Source organism: Pseudoalteromonas sp. AS84 (assembly GCF_038900255.1).
GTDB lineage: Bacteria > Pseudomonadota > Gammaproteobacteria > Enterobacterales > Alteromonadaceae > Pseudoalteromonas.
Window position 1 is genome coordinate 155,069 of sequence record NZ_JBBMQY010000009.1, and the last position, 19,380, is coordinate 174,448.

General features: G+C 40.7%; 14 protein-coding genes and 1 tRNA gene. 10 read left to right on the plus strand and 5 right to left on the minus strand.

Annotation, left to right across the window (positions count from 1 at the left end; genetic code table 11):
• Position 1: 1 nt before the first annotated feature.
• The 3 genes from cysN to cysG are packed head-to-tail and all read right to left on the minus strand — an operon-like array spanning position 2 to position 3,802.
• On the minus strand, positions 2-1,426 hold the full coding sequence (gene cysN / locus WNY79_RS11585; RefSeq protein WP_197209078.1) for a sulfate adenylyltransferase subunit CysN: 1,425 nt from the start codon (positions 1,424-1,426) through the stop codon (positions 2-4).
• Positions 1,426-2,325, minus strand: coding sequence for a sulfate adenylyltransferase subunit CysD (gene cysD, locus WNY79_RS11590; RefSeq protein WP_008133447.1), 900 nt, complete (start codon positions 2,323-2,325; stop codon positions 1,426-1,428). Before cysD ends, cysN begins: the two co-directional genes overlap by 1 nt.
• A 49-nt stretch (positions 2,326-2,374) precedes the next feature.
• Positions 2,375-3,802 (minus strand): siroheme synthase CysG, encoded by a 1,428-nt coding sequence (cysG, locus tag WNY79_RS11595; protein WP_197185963.1) that lies wholly within the window; start codon positions 3,800-3,802, stop codon positions 2,375-2,377.
• 450 nt (positions 3,803-4,252) lie between these two features.
• On the opposite strand from cysG, the gene deoC reads away from it, so the two are divergent.
• A complete protein-coding gene (deoC, locus tag WNY79_RS11600; RefSeq protein WP_342875929.1) occupies positions 4,253-4,999 on the plus strand; it encodes a deoxyribose-phosphate aldolase in 747 nt (248 codons plus the stop codon).
• Positions 5,000-5,009: 10 nt separating this feature from the next.
• Complete coding sequence (locus WNY79_RS11605; protein ID WP_007580116.1) at positions 5,010-5,858, plus strand: SPFH domain-containing protein; 849 nt, start codon at positions 5,010-5,012, stop codon at positions 5,856-5,858.
• A 50-nt stretch (positions 5,859-5,908) separates the two neighbouring features.
• On the opposite strand, the gene WNY79_RS11610 is transcribed toward WNY79_RS11605, so the two are convergent.
• Together WNY79_RS11610 and WNY79_RS11615 are read right to left on the minus strand one after the other, a co-directional pair.
• Entirely contained in the window at positions 5,909-7,039 is a 1,131-nt protein-coding gene (locus WNY79_RS11610) for a CsgG/HfaB family protein (protein WP_342875930.1), read from the minus strand.
• A 114-nt stretch (positions 7,040-7,153) separates the two neighbouring features.
• Positions 7,154-11,155, minus strand: a complete 4,002-nt coding sequence (locus WNY79_RS11615) for a two-component regulator propeller domain-containing protein (protein WP_342875931.1) — start codon at positions 11,153-11,155, stop codon at positions 7,154-7,156.
• Between the two features lie 164 nt (positions 11,156-11,319).
• On the opposite strand from WNY79_RS11615, the gene WNY79_RS11620 reads away from it, so the two are divergent.
• From WNY79_RS11620 to rpoB, 8 genes are all read left to right on the plus strand, one after another.
• Positions 11,320-11,396: transfer RNA gene (locus WNY79_RS11620), tRNA-Trp, on the plus strand.
• A 132-nt stretch (positions 11,397-11,528) separates the two neighbouring features.
• The gene (secE, locus tag WNY79_RS11625) at positions 11,529-11,906 is read left to right on the plus strand and encodes a preprotein translocase subunit SecE (protein WP_002958877.1); all 378 of its coding nucleotides are present in this window, start codon (positions 11,529-11,531) and stop codon (positions 11,904-11,906) included.
• 4 nt (positions 11,907-11,910) lie between these two features.
• On the plus strand, positions 11,911-12,474 hold the full coding sequence (gene nusG, locus WNY79_RS11630; protein WP_024600085.1) for a transcription termination/antitermination protein NusG: 564 nt from the start codon (positions 11,911-11,913) through the stop codon (positions 12,472-12,474).
• A gap of 213 nt (positions 12,475-12,687) precedes the next feature.
• A complete protein-coding gene (gene rplK, locus WNY79_RS11635) occupies positions 12,688-13,116 on the plus strand; it encodes a 50S ribosomal protein L11 (RefSeq protein WP_002958879.1) in 429 nt (142 codons plus the stop codon).
• A gap of 3 nt (positions 13,117-13,119) precedes the next feature.
• On the plus strand, positions 13,120-13,824 hold the full coding sequence (rplA, locus tag WNY79_RS11640; protein WP_024600086.1) for a 50S ribosomal protein L1: 705 nt from the start codon (positions 13,120-13,122) through the stop codon (positions 13,822-13,824).
• Positions 13,825-14,145: 321 nt separating this feature from the next.
• Positions 14,146-14,640 carry a 50S ribosomal protein L10 gene (gene rplJ, locus WNY79_RS11645; RefSeq protein WP_002958881.1) on the plus strand — a complete coding sequence of 165 codons (495 nt, stop codon included), beginning with the start codon at positions 14,146-14,148 and terminating at the stop codon, positions 14,638-14,640.
• Positions 14,641-14,716: 76 nt separating this feature from the next.
• Positions 14,717-15,079, plus strand: a complete 363-nt coding sequence (rplL, locus tag WNY79_RS11650; RefSeq protein ID WP_002958882.1) for a 50S ribosomal protein L7/L12 — start codon at positions 14,717-14,719, stop codon at positions 15,077-15,079.
• Positions 15,080-15,350: 271 nt separating this feature from the next.
• Positions 15,351-19,376, plus strand: coding sequence for a DNA-directed RNA polymerase subunit beta (rpoB, locus tag WNY79_RS11655; RefSeq protein ID WP_024600087.1), 4,026 nt, complete (start codon positions 15,351-15,353; stop codon positions 19,374-19,376).
• Positions 19,377-19,380 lie beyond the last annotated feature (4 nt).

Sequence of the window (19,380 nt, forward strand, 5' to 3'; positions counted from 1 at the left end):
CTTATAACTTAGAAATATCAAGCGCTTGCCAATGCGGAAAGTGCTTGCGTACTAAGGTGTTAAATTCAACTTCAAATTCGCTAAAGTTACTTTGCTGTGCTTGGCTTTGCAGTACTTGTTCAATCATGCCCGCAGCAACCGTTAGGTTTGATAAGCGATCGATTAGGATAAACGAGCCTGTTTCGTGATTGCTGTGGTACTCGTCTGCCAAAATAGTTTCGGTTAGTTCAAGTGTCACAATTGCAATTTCGTTTAACTGCAGTGAGTCGCTAGTGCCGTGTTCAAGCGTATTCACATCAATTGTGTAATCAATTTTTGTAACAATAGCTGAGGTGTTTTTACTACCTAGTTTTAGGTTATAGCTTTTACCTAATACTAATGGCGACTCATGCATCCACACAATTTTAGCTTGCAGCTGGTTAGTAACAACGGCCGTTGAATTTGCAGGTACTATTACATCCCCTCGGCTAATATCAATTTCGTTATTTAGGGTAACGGTAATTGCTTGGCCTGCTTCGGCGCTGTCTAGGTTGCCATCAAAGGTAACAATTTCTTTAATGCTTGATGTTTTACCCGACGGTAATACTTTTATTGCATCGCCTACGTGTATCTTGCCTGATGTAAGTGTGCCCTGAAAACCACGAAAGTTTAAGTTAGGACGCACTACATATTGCACTGGTAGGCGCGCTTCAAAGCCTGTATCTGTTTCGGCTGCTGGCGAATCTTCTAGTAATTCTAGTAGCGGCTTGTCGGTGTAATACGGTGTATGTGCAGAGCGTGTTACTACGTTGTCGCCTTTAAGCGCCGACATAGGTACAAACTTAATGTTTGATACGTTAAGTTGCTCAGCAAATTTAAGGTAATCAGCCTTAATTTTTTCATACACGGTTTCGTCAAAATCAACGATATCCATTTTATTAACGGCAACAACAAACTGCTTAATGCCCAGCGAGTCACAAATAAAGCTATGGCGCTTAGTTTGTACTTGTACGCCGTAACGCGCATCAACCAAAATAATGGCGACATCGCTTGTTGATGCACCCGTTACCATGTTGCGCGTGTATTGCTCGTGCCCAGGTGTGTCGGCAATAATAAATTTACGCTTAGCCGTTGAAAAGTAACGATACGCTACGTCAATGGTAATGCCTTGCTCGCGCTCAGCTTGTAGGCCATCAACTAATAATGCAAGGTCAAGATCTTCACCTGCATTACCTACTTTTTCGTTATCTTTATGAAGGGCTGCTAGCTGATCTTCATAAATTTGGTGGCTGTCGTGCAGTAGGCGGCCAATCAATGTTGATTTACCGTCATCTACGCTGCCACACGTAAGCATACGCAATAAGCTTTTGTCTTGTTGGCGTGCTAGGTAGGCGTCTATGCCTATTTCTTTTACTTCGTTAAATGTATCGTTATTTTGGCTAGACATTAAAAATACCCCTCACGTTTTTTCTTCTCCATTGAGCCGGCTGAATCATGGTCGATAACACGACCTTCACGTTCAGATGACGTAGATAGCAGCATTTCTTCAATAATTTCGGTTAAAGTACTGGCTGTTGACTCAACTGCACCGGTAAGTGGGTAGCAGCCTAATGTACGAAAACGTACAGATTTCATTTGCGGTACTTCACCTTCGTTAAGTGGCATACGCTCATCGTCAACCATTATTAGGGTGCCGTCGCGATCAACAACAGGGCGCTCTTTTGCTAGGTAAAGCGGTACCATGTCGATGTTTTCTTGGTAAATGTATTGCCAAATATCAAGCTCAGTCCAGTTAGACAACGGGAAAACACGAATGCTTTCGCCCGGATTAACTTGGCTGTTATAAGTATTCCAAAGCTCAGGACGTTGGTTTTTAGGGTCCCAACGGTGGTGTTTGTCGCGGAACGAGTAAACACGTTCTTTTGCGCGTGACTTTTCTTCGTCGCGGCGTGCGCCACCAAATGCAGCATCAAAACCATATTTGTTAAGTGCCTGCTTTAAGCCTTGGGTTTTCATTATATCGGTATGTTTACCCGAGCCATGCGTAAACGGGCCTACACCCATTTCAATGCCTTCTGGATTTTTGTGTACCAGTAGGTCAAAACCGTATTCTTTAGCTATACGGTCGCGAAACTCAATCATTTCACGAAACTTCCAATTGGTGTCTACGTGTAATAACGGGAACGGAATTTTTGCAGGGTAAAATGCTTTACGCGCTAAGTGCAAAAGTACCGACGAATCTTTACCAATAGAGTAAAGCATTACTGGGTTCTCAAACTCAGCGGCGACTTCGCGCATGATTTTGATACTTTCAGCTTCAAGTTGCTGAAGGTGAGTTAAAGCCATTGTTAGTCGTCCTACTAAAATGATTAAAAGTTACAAATTTAAAATTCGGTTATGTATTTGATACATCTGTTAGCGGCTGTGCAAAGCTGCTTGTTTGTTCGTTTTTCCCAAACCACGCTAGTTGCGAGTGCAGGGCGGCTACTTCACCAATAATGAGTAGCGCAGGCGATATAATGCTGTTGCGTTCAATTAAGTCGGCAAGTTCGCCTAATTGGCCTGTTACTACACGCTGATTTTTACGTGTACCGTTTTCGATAATGGCAACAGGTGTGTCGGCTTTGCGGCCATGCTTTAAAAGCTCGCTTTGTATGTGCGGCGATTTAATTACGCCCATGTAAATAGCAAGCGTTTGATTTGCTTTTGCCAGTGATTGCCAATCAAGTTCTTGACCGTCTTTTTTACAGTGGCCCGTTACAAATTGAATGGCTTGTGCATGGTCACGATGCGTTAGCGGAATACCCGCATACGCACTACAACCTGCAGCAGCTGTAATACCCGGTACAATTTGATAATTTACGTTGTTAGCAGCCAGTACTTGTACTTCTTCGCCACCACGACCATAAATAAACGGGTCGCCACCTTTAATGCGGCACACTTTTTTGCCTTGTTTAGCAAGGTCGACCAGCATTTGGTTGGTGTCGTCTTGAACAACACTATGATCGCCTAAACGTTTGCCTACACAAATAAGGTCAGCATCGCGGCGCACTAATTCCATAATTTCGTCAGAGACTAAAAAGTCGTATACAACCACATCGGCTTGTTGCATAAGTTGCAGTGCTTTAAGTGTTAAAAGCTCAGGATCGCCAGGGCCTGCTCCTACTACATATACTTCGCCTTCAGGCTCGGCTTTAGCATCTAACATTTGCTCTAGTTGTTGCTGTGCGGCTTGAGTGTCACCGGTTTGTACTTTACTCACGACAGATGAGTCGAACACGCCTTCCCAAAATTGGCGGCGGTCTGAAAAATGTTTAAAGCGTTTTTTTACTTTGTCTCTAAAGCCGCCTACAAGTGTTGCAAGTGGCCCAATATGATGCGGAATAAGGGTTTCGAGTTTTTCGCGTAAGCGACGTGCAAGTACCGGCGCTGTGCCTGCACTTGATATAGCAATTGTAATTGGGTCGCGGTCAACAATGGATGGGAATATAAACGTACACTTAGGTTGGTCATCAACCACATTCACAAATACATTTCGTGCGTTTGCCAGCTCAAATACATTGTTGTTTACGTCATCACGGTCAGTGGCTGCTATAACTAGCATTTTGCCATCAAGATGTGATTCCTCAAAATAAGCATCAATAAGCGTTACTTCATTATTATGTGCATGCTCTTTTAGCTCGTCGCAAAACCAAGGTGCTACTAAAGTAACGCTCGCTCTCGCTTTTAAAAACGCGCGACATTTGCGTAATGCGACCTCTCCACCGCCAACAACCAATACTGGTTTGTTGTCGAGTTTGGTAAAGATAGGTAAATACTGCACGTTAATAAGACCCCTAAACAAATTCAAATATAAGAAAACGCTTTATTCTGATAAGCAGAATATAGCGGCTATCAATAAGTAAAAAATAATTAAAACCAAGTTGATATAACCAAAAGTTATAATAGGTGGGCTTTTTAGGCCTAAGAGTTAGTTAACAAGGGATTGCGCCGAGTTACAAGTAAAATATACAGCTTATAGTGTTTGGTTATGAGCTATAGCGAGTTTGGTTTAATTTGTTAATATGGAAGCATATTCTATTTTGTACTTATACCAATTGCATTAAATTAGTGATCTATTATAGCGACAAGAAAATAGCTCAATAACAAGGCTAAAATTATGATACATAGTTGTTCTATATAAATAATTTTTAACGTAGTTAGTGAGTTATTTAATACGCTAAAATGATTATGTTTTTAATAAAATTGGTATTACATAAGTAACGGAGCTCTAATGACACAACACCAAAAAGATGCTGCATTAGCAGTCGCACTGATGGATTTAACAAGCTTAAACACTAGCGATACCACCAAAAGCATTCAAGCGCTTGTTGATAGTATAAACCCGATGCTGGGCACACCTGCCGCTGTATGTGTTTATAGCGACTTTGTTGATGATGCAAAAATAGCACTCGCAGCACGTGAGCTTAACCACGTAAAAGTTGCAACGGTCACTAACTTTCCAACGGGTGATGCGCCACTGAGTGATGTAATTAACGAAACACTTATTGCAATAGAGCGCGGCGCTGACGAAATTGACCTCGTTATCCCTTATAAAAAGTTAATAGCGGGCGATGTTCAAACAGTACTTAGCTATGTAAGCGAAAGTAAAAAAGTGTGTGGGTCGCGTGCCCAGCTAAAAGTAATAATAGAAAGCGGCGAGCTAAAAACCGAAGCGCTCATAACACAGGCCACGAAGCTTGCAATTGAAGGCGATGCTGATTTTGTAAAAACCAGTACGGGTAAAGTAGCCATTAATGCGACCCTTGAATCAACAAAAATTATGCTAACAGCCATTAAGAACTCGGATAAACGTGTGGGCTTTAAAGCCGCCGGTGGTGTTAAAACAGTGGCTGATGCCAGTGATTATTTAGCGCTTGCACGCGCGATAACGGGTGATGATTACCTGCAAGCAAATACATTTAGGTTTGGTGCTTCAAGCTTGTTAAGTGACGTTTATACAATATTAAAAAGTAATTAAAGGAAAGATGATGAGAGCAAGAAACTCCGGGACACAAACATTGTTTAATAACCTATTTAAAGGTGCATTGGTTGTAGGAGTCGTTGGTTTTGGATTAACTGCATGTACTAACCCAAGCACACCCGCAGGTGAAGAAGGTTACGTATTCGAAAAGCCGCGTGTATTTGGTGAAGGTGGTTATCAAGGAACAATGAAGGGCCCATCTAATTACGGTATGTCATTACTGCGAAATGAAGTGGTAAACATCGATATGCGACCTAATACATATACCGAGACATTTAGAATCTTAGCGAATGATGATTTAAATATTAAATTTGATTTTCATGCTGTTATTGCTATTGAGAGTGGCTCTGTTAAAACTGTGGTAGAGCAGTACGGCGCCGAAAATTGGTATAAACGCTTTGTACGTGAAACTTTTAGAACGTATGTGCGCGATACAGTACAAAAATACGATAGTGGCGAGCTTAAAACAAATCGTGAGAAAATTGCGAAGGAAGTGACTCTGCGCCTGCAAAGTTATTTATCGACAACGCCGTTTAAACTTGCAAACGTTGTAGTAGGCAATATTAATTACCCCGATATTGTTGCTAATGCAGTTGAGAAAAAATTGGCAGCTCAGCAGCTATTATCGGAAAAAGAAACACAAAAAGAGATTGCCAAAAAAGACGCTGAAATTAGGGTTGAAGAAGCCAAAGGGATTGCTCAAGCTCAGAAGATCATTAACGCAACACTAACAGCTAATTACATTCAACATGAAGCTATTAATGCACAAATAAAAATGGCTGAGTCACCTAATCATACAACTGTTTATATTCCGGTAGGCAATAACGGAGTACCACTTGTTAAAGGTGCTAACTAAATAGTGAGTACTTGGGTAGCTCTTTTTATTAGCTACCCAAGCCAAAGCCATTAATTAAACTTAAACATGTTGCTTATACTTTCGAGGCTTGATTTGTTCGTTTTAGCAATACAACCACTGTCATCAAGTGACTTTTTGGTTGTTTCATCAGCTAAACCGGTTACTTTGAGTTTTTTGTCTTGCTGATACTCACGAAGCGCGATAACTGTTTTACGATCATATTCAACATCTTGTGTTTCAAACTCTTCGTAGTCAGGCTGATTTCTTAGGTAACCCAAACAAACCAAGCTTAGGCGCGACATTGCTAAATCCATTTTTTCATAATGTGGCATTCTATGGGTTGGTACATCAACTGTTACAGCGCTCTTGCTGGCTGTTTTTGCTTGTACAGCTGCCGGTGGCGGCGCAGTGTAACCCGGTGCTAAAGTGTTGTTACTGTTATAGCGATAGTAAGTATCTGGAATTTTAGTTTCTAAAAACTCAACCGCTTTAATAATTACTTCACGCAGGGCTTTTTCTTTAGGGGTATCAGACCATCCACTAATATTACCGCCAACAAGTGCGCCACCAAAGTTGGTTGCGGCTCCAGTAAAGTCAAAATCTTTACTGCCACCTTCAACACTTGTTGCAGCTAAAATGCGTGATGTGCGTGTATCTATTAGACGAAGATCAATCGCCATATGAGAGCCTGAGAAACCAGCAGATACAGAGCTAAATACATCACCCATAAAGCCGCCACTGCCAACACTTGCACCAGAGCTATCGTCATCAAATTCAGTTACCGCTGCAATAACGACTATTTCAGCGCCTTCAATCTCACCATAAGCGGCACCCGATGATGCACTAACGCGACCTGAGGCTGCTAGGTCTTGTTCTGATAAAACAGCATCAAGCGCTTGGCGCTCTAAAACAATAAAGCGATTTGTTGATACTAGAACTGTAGTTAATTGATCAGCCATACCGTCGCCTATTTCTTTACGCCACCATTTTGAGTTGTTTGATTTGTCCGTAAAGCGTGCAACAGCAATACGAGCTTTAGGCCCATTGTATTGTTCTTGGGCGACAGTGTTTATGTCTGGTGAATTTTGACCTGACGTAACATTTGTGGAGGTGCTTTGACAAGCGCTTAGGGTGGTAGTTAATAGTGCCGTTAATAATAGTTTTTGTGGTGCTTTTAACATATGACTGTCCTTAATTAATATGCTCAAGGGAAATGCAGTGCATTTCCCTTAATATTTAAATTCATGTTAATTTAGTTAAATCAGTAGGTTAATAATAGCACTGGCACGAAATGTTTAGTCACACAGGCGAAATTTATCAGGATTTTCACGAAACTGTTTTGGGGACATATTATATTTTGCTTTAAAGCACCGGGCAAAGTAGCTTTGTGAATTAAAGCCAACTTGCTGTGCTACTAGACCAATTGCAAGCTCACTATTTTTTAAAAGCTCTTGTGCAAATTCTAAACGAATATTTCGAATGTAATCGCTTGGTGTTAGGTTGTACAAGGCTTTCATTTTTAATTGTAAAGCGCGAGGGCTAAGATAGAGCGCTGCTGCAAATTCTTCTACGCTAAATGCTTCGTCTTGATAATGCTCTTTTACTGTCGTTTTTACACGCTCGGTAAATACATAATCTTTACTTTGCGCCACTTGTGGGTCGAGCTGGGTTGTTAGTGATAAAGCAGGTAGTTGTTGTTTTAAATGTTGATTAAGTACTTCTCTAATCGTTAATAACCCTTGAACGCGGCTGAGTAACAGCTGCGGCTCAAAAGGTTTACTCAAATAGTCATCAGCAAGTAAGTCTAGGCCCTTTAATTTACTATGCGTATCTGCCTTTGCTGAAAGTAATAACACCGGAATATGGCTAATAGCCGTGTCGCTGCGCAGTGCTTTAATAAACTGATAGCCATCCATAACAGGCATCATTACATCACTTATTACCAAGTCAGGCATTTCGTTTTTACATAAAGCTAAACCTAGCTCTCCGTTAGCTGCACTTATACACGTGAAGCTACTAATAAATAGTGAAGTTATTAAATCACGCATTTCATCGTTGTCTTCAATAATAAGAATCTTATTACTTTTTACTGCACATAAATTATTGTTTTTAGACACAGCAAGAGCAGTAAGGTTAGAGGTTTCGTCTATTTGAGTTGTTGGGAGTGAAACAGTAAAACAACTTCCTTTGTTTAATTCACTTTTAAGTACAATAGTTCCTCCATATTGTTCAACTAGCTGCTTCACAAGCGCTAAGCCAATACCGCTACCACTTTGATTTCTCGTATCTATGCGTGTAAATCGTTGAAAAACGGTCTCAAGGTGCTCTTTATCTATACCAACACCAGTATCTGAGACTGTGATGATTAATGTTTGTTTTTGAGTTAATAGCTGAAGTAATACTTTGCCAGTGTTTGGAGTATATTTTTGGGCGTTACTCAATAAGTTACTGATAATAGAAATTGTATGATTTAGCTCTAATTTAATGGGAATAGTTTTTTGCGTTAGATCTTCAAACTCGAACGTAATATTTTTTTGTTTAAATAAAGGGGTGAAATCTTCAATTAATTGTTCAACTACCGGATTTATAGCATAGGGTGTGACGTGTTTCACTGCAGTGCTTGGGCGCTGGCTGAGCTGTAAAAGTTGGTTTATTTGATCTAATAGCTTATAGCTATTACGTTGAATCATAGCTAGTTTCTGTTGAGTGTCTGAATCCTTATGGCTTTTTTGTAAACTCTCAAGTGGCGCTAATATTAGGCTTAATGGTGTTTTAAGTTCATGGCTAACATTATCTAATAGTTGAGTTTTTAAGTTGCTAAGTTCTTTCTCTTTTAAGTTTGCTTGCTCTGCAACGTTAGCCCTATATCTTGCTGTTATAATTAACCACATTATAAATAATACGATAATGATGTAAGTGACATAGGCAACATTGTTCTTCCACCAAGGTGGAGTAACTGTAAGCGCAACCATTGTTTTATCATCACTCCATTGACCGTATTGATCTTTAACTTTTACAATAAAGTGATAGCTTCCAGCGGGAAGTTGAGAATAGCTAACTTGCCTCTGGTTTTTGCTTGCGTATAAAAACTGCTTATCTAACCCAGCTAACTTGTAAGCATATTGGTATTGAGAAGGGGGCTCTGCACCGTTTAAAGCAGAAAATTTAAAGCCGATAACACCATCTTCTTCTTTAAAAAATAGTCTGTCTGTATAGCTTATAAGCTTAGGCGTTTGAGTCTTGTTTTTTATATATTGCTGCGTTGCGACTGACTGGTTATAAATAAGTAAGTCTGTAATAACAGGTTCTGGGGGTTGAGTTGCTAGAGTCAGTTTTAACGGATCAAATTGATTAAAACCGTTAATACCACCAAAAAATAGCTCGCCGTCATCTGCTTGAAAAGCAGCGCCTAAAATAAAAGAATGATGCTGTATACCGTTTGCGGGTAAAAAATGCTGCATTTGTTGGGTTTGAGGAGCGTAACGGGTTAGGCCTTGGTTGCTGCTTAGCCACAAGTAACCGCTGGTATCTTGTTTAATTGCAAAAATATTATCGTTAAGTAAACCATCAAACTCTGTAATGTTTATTACTTTGTTTGTTTGGATATTTAACTTATTGAGCCCGCCAAAAGTACCTACCCATAAAGTGTTTTTATCTTGTAAATGCAAGGATGTAACCATGTCGTGCGTTAAACTATTAGGCTTTTTAAGATCGCTTTTGTAATGAATGAATGTTTCATCATGTAAAGAAAGTTTATTTAACCCTGCGCGGGTTCCTGCCCATATAGCGTTGTTGTCGCTGTCATAAGTAACACTAAAAACAGTATTATTTGAGATGCTATTTTTATCTGCGCTGTATTTAAAATTTGTAACCTGTAAAGTATCGGGATTAAATCGTGTTAAGCCTTCATTACTGCCAAGCCATAAATTACCACTTAGATCACCTTCGATTGCATAAATACGGTTACTACTGAGTTGATGGCTTTGCACAGTAAAAGCCGAAAAGTTATCATTAATTGGGTTGTAAAGCAGTAAACCACCTCCGTATGTACCTATCCATACGCGTTTATTAGCATCTTCATAAAGACTAAATATATTGTTATTAGTTAAGCCTATATCTTTATTTTTATCTGTTTTATAGCGTTTAAAGCCTGTGTCAGTTTGCTTATTAAGTCCGTCGCGCGTGCCCACCCAAAGTAAGTTGTTACTGTCTTTGAGTATTGCTCTTACAAAGTCATTCGAGATAGAAGCTGGGTTATTACTTTGATGTTTTTGATGACCAAACTGAGTCTGCCTTTTATCATAGCGATGTAACCCATAGCCGTCTGTACCAATCCAAATAATGCCTTGAGGGTCTTGGTAAAGTGACAATAGGTGATCGTTAGCTAAGCCATGTTTTAAATCTGGAGAGTGAGTAAGTTGATGAAACTCGCTACTTAATAAATTATCTGTAGCTTGGTAATAAAGACCATGACCATAAGTGCTTACCCATAATTTTTTTTCATCATCAAAAAGTATATCTGTAACCCAAACATTTTTGAGTTGCTCAAAGTTATAAAATGCGAGTGTGTTTGAGTCAAAAACACTTAGACCAGTCTTACCTCCTATAATAAATTTGCTATTTGTTGCTTTTTTTAATTGCCAGAGCTGTTTAGGGCTATTAGGTATATGTTCGAACCGATGTGTTTGTGTATCGAACTTAATCAGCCCGATACTACTTGCTAACCAAAGGTTTTTTTTATCATCAAAAAGCACATCCTTAAAAACAACATTTAAGTGATTCGTGCCCTGATAAGAAAATAATTCGGTAGTACCTGTGTATGTATCTAAACGAGTAAGTTGCCCTTTATCGTGACCAATCCAAATGATTTGTGGCGAATTAGAAGAAATTGATGAAATACGTTCGTTTGTAATAGGAGGGGCTGAATACTGGTTAAAAACACTAAAACTTCCTGTTTCAGTATTTAATAAGTTGAGGCCATTACTTGTTGTAGCAAACCAAATGTGGCCATTTCCTAAATTCAGGCAGTCTGTAATCCAATTCCCCGAAATACTAGGGTGTGAAGGATTGAATTTATAGTGCTTAAATTCATACCCATCAAATCGATTTAAGCCACCTTGGGTAGCAAACCAATGAAATCCTTTTTCATCAGTGGTACTACATGTAATTGAATTTTGTGATAAACCTTGTTCATTTGTATATGTATCTAAGTACAATGGCAGGGCATAAGAGCTAATATGAAATAATAATAAAAAGCTAATAATTTTATATCTTATGATTGTTTTTATTGCTTTCACAGATTTCCTATCTAATTATGAGTCCCTATAATTTAGACAATCATAAACTGCTTTTTAATCAATGTTAAGATTGATTTTTTAATGCAATGCCGAGATTTTCCAATGTGGGTATCTTTTAGGCTTGTGTTAATGGACTGCGTAAGTATAATAGGCATCCACTTTGCAGGGGCGTAGTTCCAATTGGTAGAACAGCGGTCTCCAAAACCGATGGTTGGGAGTTCGAATCTCTCCGCCCCTGCCAGTTTTACTTGTAGTTTGAGTAGTCTGAGATTAAAAACCGGTTTAAATTAAGTCTGTTTTTAAGTTTAGATTTTAATGGATTAACCTTACCGTAGTGTAGGGTTGTTGTGTCTGTAGTTAAGGTAATAATATTATGAGCACGAATGTAGAAACACCATCAAGTGCGATGGAGTCAGTAAAGTGGTTAGTAGCAATCGCGCTACTTGCAGGCGCAGTTGTTGGTAATCACATGTATGCAGATCAATCTGTACTACTACGTGCTATCGGCGTTGTTGTTGCAATAGCGGCCGGATTAGCAATTGCCTCGCAAACATTTAAGGGACGTAACTTTCTTGCTTTCGCTAAAGAAGCTCGAATTGAAGTACGCAAAGTTATTTGGCCAACGCGCCAAGAAACTACCCACACGACATTAATTGTAATGGTTGCAACAGTGATTATGGCACTTATCCTTTGGGGATTAGATGGCATTTTATTCCGCGCTGTAGGCTTTTTAACTGGATTGGAGATCTGATCCCATGTCGGATGAGAACGAGAACAAAGAAATTAAGTTACGTTGGTATGTAGTACAAGCCTTTTCTGGTTACGAAAAGCGTGTAGCTCAAACGTTAACTGAACACATTAAAATCGAAGGTCTTGAATCGAGCTTTGGTGAGATACTAGTACCAACTGAAGAAGTTGTTGAGATGCGCGCTGGCCAAAAGCGTAAATCTGAGCGTAAATTCTTTCCAGGTTATGTATTAGTACAAATGGATATGAACGACGCAAGCTGGCACTTAGTGAACAGCACTGAACGTGTAATGGGCTTTATTGGTGGAACGTCTGATCGTCCTGCTCCAATCAGTCCTAAAGAAGCAGAACGCATTCTTAATCGCCTTCAAGAAAATGCAGAAGCACCTAAACCTGCTACATTATTTGAACCAGGTGAAGTTGTTCGCGTTACTGATGGACCATTTGCAGATTTCAGTGGTGTAGTTGAAGAAGTTGACTACGAAAAGAGCCGCGTAAAAGTATCTGTACTTATTTTTGGTCGTTCTACGCCAGTTGAGCTTGAATTCGGTCAAGTTGAGCAAGATAAGTAATTGATTAAAAAAGCTTCGCTAATTTTTATTTAAATTTTGGCATGAAGCTTGAAAAAGGCCGCTGATTAACTTATAATCAGCGGCCTTTTTGTATTAAGGTAAAATTTATTTTTACTGTGCAAAAAGTACGAAACCAATTTTTAAACTGGGAAGCCGTTAGAGTACGCGTCCTCGCGCGCACAAGGCTGAGACCCACCAAATGAGGTATTTATAATGGCTAAAAAAGTTGAAGCTCTAATCAAGCTACAAGTTGCCGCTGGTATGGCTAATCCTAGTCCTCCAGTAGGTCCTGCACTAGGTCAACACGGTGTAAACATCATGGAATTCTGTAAAGCGTTTAACGCACGTACAGAGTCTATCGAAAAAGGCGCTCCAGTTCCTGTAGTGATCTCTGTTTACGGTGACCGTTCATTTACGTTCGACATGAAAACGCCACCTGCTGCTTACTTACTTAAGAAAGCTGCTGGTATCAAGTCAGGCTCAGGCCGTCCTAACACTGATAAAGTAGGCACAGTAACTCGTGCTCAACTTGAAGAAATTGTTGAGACAAAACGAACTGACCTTACAGCTGCCGATATGGACGCAGCGGTTCGCACTATCGCAGGTTCTGCGCGTGCGATGGGCTTGAACGTAGAGGACTAAGAAATGGCTAAATTAACTAAACGTATGCGTACTATCCGCGAAAAAGTGGAAGTAACAAAAGATTACGAAATCAATGAAGCAGTTGCTCTTTTAAAAGAGTTAGCGACAGCTAAATTCGTAGAAAGTGTTGACGTTGCCGTTAACCTTGGTATCGATGCTCGTAAATCTGATCAAAACGTTCGTGGTGCTACTGTACTACCTAACGGTACTGGTCGTGACGTTCGTGTTGCTGTATTCACACAAGGCGCTAATGCAGAAGCTGCAAAAGAAGCCGGTGCTGAATTAGTAGGCATGGAAGATCTTGCTGAGCTAGTTAAAAAAGGCGAGATGAACTTTGACGTTGTTGTTGCATCACCAGACGCTATGCGTGTTGTTGGTCAACTAGGTCAAATCTTAGGCCCACGTGGTCTAATGCCAAACCCTAAAACTGGTACTGTAACGCCTAACGTTGCAGAAGCAGTTAAAAATGCTAAAGCAGGTCAAGTACGTTACCGTAATGACAAAAATGGCATCATCCATACTACTATTGGTAAGGTTGATTTCACTGCTGAGCAATTACAACAAAACCTTGAGTCACTAATTGTTGCACTTAAGAAGGCTAAGCCTTCTCAAGCTAAAGGTGTTTACTTGAAGAAAGTAACTATCTCTACAACAATGGGCGCAGGCGTTTCTGTTGACCAAAACACTTTAAGCACTGTTGTAGCTTAATTAGTGTTTACATGGCGTGAAATTTGTACTATAATTTTGCGCCATTTTGTTGATTAATTTATTAATTGGCAAAGTAAAGAATTCGGGTTGAAGTCCATAATTTCGCTAAGCCTTTGGCAAAGCGATAAATTGGGCTTCCGTCCAAGACCGTAGGTGGCTTAGGCCTTAATATTCACCTACGTAGACGGTGTAGACCCCAGATAGATTTTTCCTAATCCTTCTGGCTCTCGCCGTAAAAAGCATCTCTACCTTGTTTGGTAGGGAAGAGTAGAACAGGGGAATCCGATAATCGGTATCCCCATTAAACCAGGAGTAACACCCATGGCTTTAAATCTTCAAGGCAAAAAAGCAATAGTTGCTGAAGTCAACGAAGCAGCCAATGGTGCTCTATCTGCAGTTGTTGCAGATTCTCGTGGTGTAACAGTTGGCGCAATCACTGCCCTTCGTAAAGAAGCTCGTGCAAATGGTGTTTGGATGAAAGTTGTCCGTAACACTTTAGCAAAACGTGCTCTTGAAGGAACAGATTTTGAGTGTCTTTCTGATTCATTTGTTGGTCCAAGCTTAATCGCTTTCTCATCAGAGCACCCAGGTGCTGCTGCGCGTATCTTTTCAGATTTCGCGAAAAAGAATGAGAAATTCGAGCTTAAAACGGCCGCTTTTGAAGGAAATGTTGTTGATGCAGCAATGCTTGCTACATTACCTACATACGACGAAGCTGTTGCACGCTTAATGAGTGCTATGAAAGAAGCGTCTGCTGGCAAATTGTGTAAAACAATTGAAGCAGTACGTGTACAGAAAGAAGAGCAAGCTGCTTAATTTTAAGCTGTTTAATCTCACTTTCGGTGTAAAATTTATTTGGACGTAATGTCCGTTAATTATTAGGAAATTTGTAATGTCTGTATCTAAAGACCAAATCCTTGACGCAATTGCTGAAATGTCAGTAATGGACGTTGTTGCTCTTATCGAAGCAATGGAAGAAAAATTCGGCGTAACTGCTGCAGCTGCAATGGTAGCTGGTCCAGCTGCTGAAGCTGCTGAAGAGAAAACAGAATTTGACGTAATCCTTACTGGCGCTGGCGCTAACAAGGTTTCTGCAATCAAAGCTGTTCGTAGCGCAACTGGCCTTGGCCTTAAAGAAGCGAAAGCTCTTGTTGAAGCTGCTCCTACACCTGTTAAAGAAGGTGTATCTAAAGAAGAAGCTGAAGCACTTGCAAAAGATCTTACTGAAGCTGGTGCTGAAGTTGAGGTTAAGTAATTTAGCTTTTGCTAAGTTCGCTGCCTGAGAAATCAGGCAAGGGCTGGTGATTATTTAATCACCGGCCTTTTTGCGCTATAGAGTGATGCACTCTTTTAGTTCAAATAAAATCTGATTTTTTCTTTACTTTCAACGCTTTATAGTTTGCTAGTGTTAAAGTGAGATCTAATTAGAACAACAGTTAAATGTTGTAAAATCTTGGCATAGCTGCCAGTTAAGTCTGTTCTTACAAGAACAGGTCGGGTCAAAGATCAGCAAGCTGAGGAACCCCATGGCTTACTCTTATTCTGAAAAGAAACGTATCCGTAAGGATTTTGGTAAACGTCCACAAGTTTTGGATATACCTTTTTTACTGTCTACACAGTTAGAATCGTTTAAAAAATTCTTAGTGCCGGACGCTGATGGCGATCATGGTTTGGAAGCTGCCTTCCGTTCTGTGTTCCCTATTAAAAGCTACTCGGGAAATTCTGAGCTTCAATACGTAAGTTATCGTATTGGTGAGCCAGTTTTCGATGTAAAAGAATGTCAAATTCGCGGTGTGACTTATTCTGCTCCACTTCGCGTGAAACTGCGTCTTGTTGTTATGGACAAAGAAGCACCAGGCACAGTTAAAGACATTAAAGAGCAAGAAGTTTACATGGGCGAAATTCCGCTCATGACAGATACCGGTACTTTTGTAATCAATGGTACAGAGCGTGTTATCGTTTCTCAGCTACACCGTAGCCCTGGTGTATTCTTTGATAACGACCGCGGTAAAACCCATTCATCGGGTAAAGTATTATATAACGCACGCGTTATACCTTACCGTGGTTCATGGTTAGACTTCGAATTTGATGCAAAAGATAACTTATATGTACGTATTGACCGTCGTCGTAAATTACCGGCGTCTATCATCCTACGTGCACTAGAGTATTCTAGCGAACAAATCCTAGATATGTTCTTCGATAACACTACGTTTGAAGTAACGAACGGTAAAGTTCTTATGGAACTTGTACCTTCGCGTTTACGTGGTGAAACTGCCGCTTTTGATATCAAGAGCGAAGACGGTGAAGTATTTGTTGAAAGCGGTCGTCGTGTTACGGCTCGCCACATCAAGAGCATCGAGAAGAAAGGCATTAAGCAATTAGAAGTACCACATGAGTACATCATTGGCCGTATTGTAGCTAAAAACTATGTTGATGAGTCAACTGGTGAAGTTATTGCAAATGCAAATGACGAGCTAACTCTAGAGCTAATGGCTGAATTGGTTAAAGCTGGTTACACTAAAATTGATACGTTATATATCAATGAAGTGGACAGCGGTGCTTACATGTCAAATACTTTGAACATTGACTCTGCAAGCAGCCGTTTAGAAGCACTAGTAGAAATTTATCGCATGATGCGCCCAGGCGAGCCACCGACGAAAGACGCGGCTGAAGCCTTATTCCAGAACTTGTTCTTCTCTGAAGAACGTTACGACTTATCTACTGTAGGTCGTATGAAGTTCAATAGCCGTGTTGGTTACGATACAGACACAGGCCCTGGCACATTAAGCAAAGAAGACATCGTGTCTGTTATGAAAGTATTAATTGCTATTCGTAACGGTCAAGGCGATGTTGATGATATCGACCACTTAGGCAACCGTCGTATACGTAGTGTTGGCGAAATGGCTGAGAACCAATTCCGTGTTGGTCTAGTACGTGTTGAACGTGCTGTACGTGAGCGTTTAAGCTTAGGTGACCTTGACGCGATAATGCCACAAGATCTTATTAACGCTAAGCCTATTTCGGCAGCTGTTAAAGAGTTCTTCGGCTCGTCTCAGTTATCACAGTTTATGGACCAAAATAACCCACTATCAGAAGTTACGCATAAACGTCGTATCTCTGCATTAGGTCCGGGCGGTCTAACTCGTGAACGCGCAGGCTTTGAAGTACGTGACGTTCACGTAACTCACTATGGTCGCGTATGTCCAATCGAGACTCCTGAGGGTCCAAACATCGGTCTAATTAACTCGTTATCTACGTACGCACGTACAAATGACTACGGTTTCTTAGAAACACCTTACCGCAAAGTGGTAGACGGTGTTGTAACTGATGAAGTTGATTATTTATCAGCCATTGAAGAAGGTCAGTTTGTTATCGCACAGGCGAACTCAAACTTAACTGAAACCAATGAGTTTGTTGATGAACTTATCCCATGTCGTCACAAAGGTGAATCTACCTTTATGGGTCGCATGGACCAGCAGTATATGGATGTATCACCACAACAGGTGATCTCTGTAGCGGCAGCACTTATCCCGTTCCTAGAACACGATGATGCTAACCGTGCATTGATGGGTTCAAACATGCAACGTCAAGCAGTACCAACATTGAAAGCGGATAAGCCGTTAGTAGGTACTGGTATTGAGTTAACACTAGCGAAAGATTCTGGTGTAACTATCGTTGCTAAACGTGGTGGTGAAGTAATGTATGCTGACGCAAGTCGCATCGTTGTAAATGTACATGAAGAAGAACGCATTCCTGGTGAAGCGGGCATCGACATCTACAACTTAACCAAATACACACGTTCAAACCAAAATACATGTATTAACCAAAAACCAACTTGTATGGTTGGCGAACCGGTTACTCGTGGTGACGTGTTAGCAGATGGTCCTTCGACTGACTTAGGTGACTTAGCCCTTGGTCAAAACCTTCGCGTGGCATTCATGCCATGGAACGGTTACAACTTCGAAGATTCAATCTTGTTATCAGAGCGCGTAGTTGAAGAAGATCGTCTAACGACTATCCATATTCAAGAACTACAGTGTGTTGCCCGTGATACTAAATTAGGTCCAGAAGAGATCACTGCAGATATCCCGAATGTGGGTGAGTCTGCGCTAGGCAAGCTTGATGAATCAGGCGTTGTATATATTGGTGCTGAAGTTAAAGGCGGCGATATCCTAGTAGGTAAAGTGACTCCTAAAGGCGAGACACAGCTTACACCTGAAGAGAAGCTACTGCGTGCTATCTTCGGCGAAAAAGCGTCTGACGTTAAAGACAGCTCTTTACGTGTACCAAATTCTGTAACTGGTACCGTAATTGACGTGCAAGTTTTCACCCGTGATGGTGTTGAAAAAGATAAACGCGCGTTAGAAGTTGAAGACATGCAGCTTCGCGAAGCGAAGAAAGACTTCAACGAAGAGTTCCGTATTTTAGAAGCAGGCGTTTTAGACCGTGCACGTAAGCTACTTATAGCTGCTGGTTTTGATGAAGATAAACTTGCATCTCTAAATGCTGAAAAAGTACTTACGCAAAGCCTTGCTGAAGAAGACAAGCAAGCTGAGCTTGAGCAACTAGCTGCACAGTACGATGAACTTAAAGCTGAATACGATAAGAAGTTTGAAAACAAACGTCGTAAAATTACCCAAGGTGATGACCTAGCACCAGGCGTACTTAAGATTGTTAAAGTATACCTAGCTGTTAAACGTCGTATCCAACCGGGTGATAAAATGGCGGGTCGTCACGGTAACAAAGGTGTTATCTCGACTATCGTACCAGTAGAAGATATGCCTTACGATGACAAAGGTCGTACGGTAGATATCGTATTGAATCCACTAGGTGTACCATCGCGTATGAACATCGGTCAGATCCTTGAAACACATATGGGTCTTGCTGCACGTGGTATCGGTGAACGTATTGAAGAGATGATGAAAGAACAACGTGAGCTTCATGAGCTACGTGAATTCATCAAGCAAGCTTACGAAATTGGTGAATCTCGCCAAGTTGTAGACATTGCTAGCTTCACTGATGACGAAATTCGTCGTCTAGCTGAAAACTTAAAAGGTGGTTTACCAATAGCTACTCCTGCATTTGATGGCGCGAAAGAAAACGAAATCAAAGACATGCTTGAGCTTGCGGGCTATCCTCGTAGTGGTCAGGTTACACTTTATGATGGCCGTACTGGTGATCAGTTTGAACGTCAAGTAACTGTTGGTTACATGTACATGCTTAAACTTAACCACTTGGTTGACGATAAGATGCATGCACGTTCTACTGGTTCTTACAGCCTTGTTACTCAGCAGCCGCTGGGTGGTAAAGCACAGTTCGGTGGCCAGCGTTTTGGTGAGATGGAAGTATGGGCACTTGAAGCTTACGGTGCTGCTTACACTCTACAAGAAATGTTAACAGTGAAATCGGATGACGTGAACGGTCGTACTAAGATGTATAAAAACATCGTTGATGGTAACCATAAAATGGAACCAGGTATGCCAGAATCGTTCAACGTATTGTTGAAAGAAATCCGCTCACTGGGTATCAACATCGAGTTGGAAGAAAATTAAGCCA